Consider the following 4,049-nt stretch of genomic DNA (forward strand, 5'->3'; position numbering starts at 1 on the left):
GCCGCCCCCGGCGCCGCCGACGGCGCGGGCAACCCGCTGCTGGACGCCATCAAGCAGGCCCGGGTGCAGTTCCACGGGGCCACCGTGGATGAGCGCGGCGTGGTGCGCGCCAAGGTCGTCACCCAGGACGGCGGCACCCTGGACGGCGCCCGCGCGCTGATGCCCGCGCTGGCCGCGCACGCCCAGGCGGTGCCCGGCGGCACCAACCTCGCCGCTGACGCCACCCGGGCCGGGGTCGGCGAGCTGGAGATGCCCACCCGCGACAACCTGGCCATCCCTGGCGGCATCCCCTGGCCCGGCGTGGACGCCACCCTGTTCGGCGCGCTGCCGACCGAGCCGTTCGCGCTGGGGGAGTACCAGACCGACCTGTGCCTGGTGCGGCTGCTCGGCAACTACGACACCGACCCCGACGCCGAGGACGTCGCGCACGTCAAGATCGGCGGCGTCACCGGAGCGGGCAAGAGCGTCTGCGCCCGGGTCGTCTTGGGCAACCTGGCCATCCGGCGCCGCCTGAACATCATCGGCATCGACGTGTCCAAGGGAATGCAGACGTTCGGGCCGGTCGCGGCCACGCTGACCTGGGTCATCAACGATCTGGGCGAAGCTCGCCGGGTCATGAAGCGGCTTCGCAAGGTCATCACCGGCCGCACCACCCACCTCGCCGGTGAGGGCCTGGACCGGTGGGCGCCGCGCTCCAGCCTGAACCTGCTGCTCATCTGGATCGAGGAGTCCTCGGACTTCGCCACCCTGGGCGCCGACTACGAGCACCTGCTGGGCAAGGCGCGCTCGGCGGGCATCATGGTGGTCTCCAGCCTGCAACGCATCACCTACAAGGCGATGAGCACCGACGCCCGGGCCAACCACACCGCCGGCATCTGCTTCGGCGTGGACTCGGCCGAGGACGCCGAGTACGTGCTGCCCGCTCCCGCGCTGGCCGCGATCGGCCGCGAGAACCTGCCCACCTGGGGAGTCAGCCGCCGCGGCTACTCCTACGTCGCCGGCATGGGCGTGCCGTCCAAGCGCTGGTCGAGCATGCAGCGCGTCTACAACCCCACACCTGCGCAGCTGATGGACACCGTGGACGCCGGGGCGCCGTTCCGCGACCCGATGGACGCCGTCACCGCCGAGCTGTTCGGCGAGCTGTTCGCCCAGCGCACCTACTACACCGGCCCCGTCTGGGGCCCCCGCAGCACCGCCCCCGCTCCCAAGCCGACCCCGGCCGGGCCTGCGATCCCGGCGGCGGGCACGGCGTCGGCGCCCACCACCGTGCCGGCCATGCGATCGGCGCGGTCGGCCGCCCCTCAGATGAACCAGGAGAGCGACATGGATGAGCAGGCCGCAGAAGAGACCGCCCTGGAGCGCGAGGCGCTGCAGGAGGCGCTGCAGGACTCGCGGCGCGAGCACCTGGGCGAGGACGCCCGCCCCGAAGACCTCGCCGACGTCGACCCCACCACCGTCATCAGCGGCGTCATCGTCGCCACCACCGACGACGAGGACGACCAGGACGGCGACGGCGACGGCGAGGAGGCCGAGCAGCCCGCCAAGCCGCAGATGAGCACCGAGGAAGCCCAGCGCGTCTGGGACATGGCGCTGGACACCTGGTACCGGGAGGGCCGCACCACGGTCCGCACCGCCGACATGTACGAGCTGCTGCAGCAGGTCGGCCGCGCCCGCCGGTTCCTCTACCGCCAGACCGACCGCTGGAGCGAGCTGGAGTGCATCTCGGCCCGGCCCGACGCCGACGGCTGGGACCTGATCGCCTCCCCGCTGGAGAACGCGGGCCGCCGATAACCCACCCGGCCGGCTCCTCGGCCGGGCGCACGCTGCGTGCACGCCGCGCGAGCGCCCGGCCCGCTTTACCGAATGTGACCGGACGCCGTGACCGGTGTGCGGCGTTGGGCGGGCCCCCTTTCTCTATAGGGGAGGGGTGGTGTGCGCAGCTCCGCACACCCCGCGCACACGGTCCGCACACCCCGGCGCACAAGATCCACACCCCTGCGCACATCAACGCAGAGTAACCGAACACGCCGCGCACAGCCCCGCCCATGCCTACCGTACACGCGAAACGTAAGTGTCCAGTCACGAAAAGCGACCGCACATCGGGCGCACATCCCCGCATAGTCACCCACCGTCACCACCACCCCGTACGGAGAAGAGGACGCATGGCCACCCGAGCCCGTCGATCGACCTCCCGGCGAGGCCCCACCACCGCCCGTCGCACCGTCCGCAGCGTGCGCAGCAACCCGCTGCTGGGCCTGGCCGGAACCGCGGTCAGCCTGTGCTGGATGAAGCTGGCCCACGGCGCGGGCAAGGGCGTCCGCGCGCTGGGCACCAGCCGCGTCGACCTGGACGCCGCCTACCAGCGCGACGGCCTGGGCCTGCTGAGCGCGGTGGTCGCCGTGGTGCTTGCGCTGCCCGGCTGGAACCTCGCCGGCGGCATCGTCGCCGACCTCATCGAGCTCGCCGCCCGCGCCCTGATCGGCTCCCTCATCGTCGCCGCCCCCCTGGCGCTCATGGCGCTGGCCTGGCGGCTGCTGCGCGGCGGCGACGCCGAGCTCGCCCTGGTGCGGCTGCTGCTGGGCGCGGTGGCCACCACGGCCGCCGTCGCGGGCATCATCCACCTCGCTCACGGCCCGGACGCTGACGTGCTGGCCGCGGGCGGCGTGCTCGGCTACGCCGTCGCCTCCCCCCTGGCGCTGCTGCTGCCCACCCCGCTGAGCGTCGTGGGGCTGGTCGTGCTCGCGGCCTGGGGGCTGCTGGTGGCCACCCAGACCCCGGTCCGCCAGATTCCCGCCCGCCTGGTCGGCCTGCGCACCCGCCGCCCCGGCACCGGGGCCCGGGGCTCGCAGCCAGGCGGCAACCCCCGCTACGCCACCCGCGACGACGCCGACCACCCCGGCCGCGACAACAGCACAGACGTCGACGGCGAGAACGTCGACCAGGACGACGCGGTCGACGCGGTCCAGGAGGGCGCGCCGCGCCGTCCGGTCGAGGTCGACCCCGACCTGATCGGCGAGCGCGGCCCATACGACACCCCCGTCCTGGGCGCCGAGACCAGCGCACCGGCCGGCCCCGGCGACGTCGCCGAGCAGGCCGCACCCCCGGCCGCGACCACCACGCCGGGAGCGCTGCCCAGCCTGAACCTGCTGCGCCCGGGCAGCGCGCCGCGCACCTCCACCAAGGCCAACGAGGTCACCGTCGCCGCGATCAACCAGGTCCTGGCCGACTTCAACATCGACGCCAGCGTGACCGGCTTCACCCGCGGTCCGACCGTGACCCGGTATGAGGTCGAGGTGGCTCCTGGGGTCAAGGTCGAGAAGGTCACCGGCCTGACCAAGAACATCGCCTACGCGGTGAAGTCAGCCGACGTGCGCCTGCTGTCGCCGATCCCCGGCAAGTCCGCGATCGGGGTGGAGATCCCCAACACCGACAAGGACCTCGTCTCCCTCGGCGACATCCTGCGCTCGGCGGCCGCCCGCGCCGAGCGCCACCCCCTGGTCGTCGGCCTAGGCAAGGACGTCGAGGGCCGGGTGATCCTGGCCAACCTGGCCAAGATGCCGCACCTGCTCATCGCCGGGGCGACCGGCGCGGGCAAGAGCGTGTGCATCAACACCCTCATCTGCTCGGTGCTGATGGGCGCCACCCCCGAGGAGGTGCGCATGGTGCTGATCGACCCCAAGCGGGTCGAACTGTCGATCTACGAGGGCATCCCGCACCTGATCACCCCGATCATCACCAACCCCAAGAAGGCCGCCGAGGCCCTGGAGTGGGTGGTGGGGGAGATGGATCGGCGCTACGACGACCTGGCCGCGTCCGGCTTCCGGCACGTCGACGACTACAACCGGGCCGTGCGCGCGGGCAAGGTCCCCACCGCTCGCGGGAAGGCGCCACGCCAGCCCTACCCCTACCTGCTGGTCGTCGTCGACGAGCTCGCCGACCTGATGATGGTCGCTGCCAAGGACGTCGAGGACGCCGTGGTGCGCATCACCCAGCTGGCCCGCGCCGCCGGCATCCACCTCGTCCTGGCCACCCAGCGCCCCAGCGTCGAC

At 73.0% G+C, this 4,049-nt stretch carries 2 protein-coding genes; both read left to right on the plus strand.

What is annotated here, in order from left to right; translation table 11 throughout:
- Positions 1 to 1,791, plus strand: a 1,791-nt coding sequence (locus AC5L38_RS43905) for a hypothetical protein (protein WP_495248763.1), incomplete at its 5' end; no start/stop codon positions are given.
- A 440-nt stretch (positions 1,792 to 2,231) separates the two neighbouring features.
- Positions 2,232 to 4,049 (plus strand): DNA translocase FtsK (locus tag AC5L38_RS43910; protein ID WP_495248764.1); only part of this gene is annotated, 1,818 nt, incomplete at its 3' end.

The organism is Streptosporangium nanhuense (assembly GCF_059358815.1).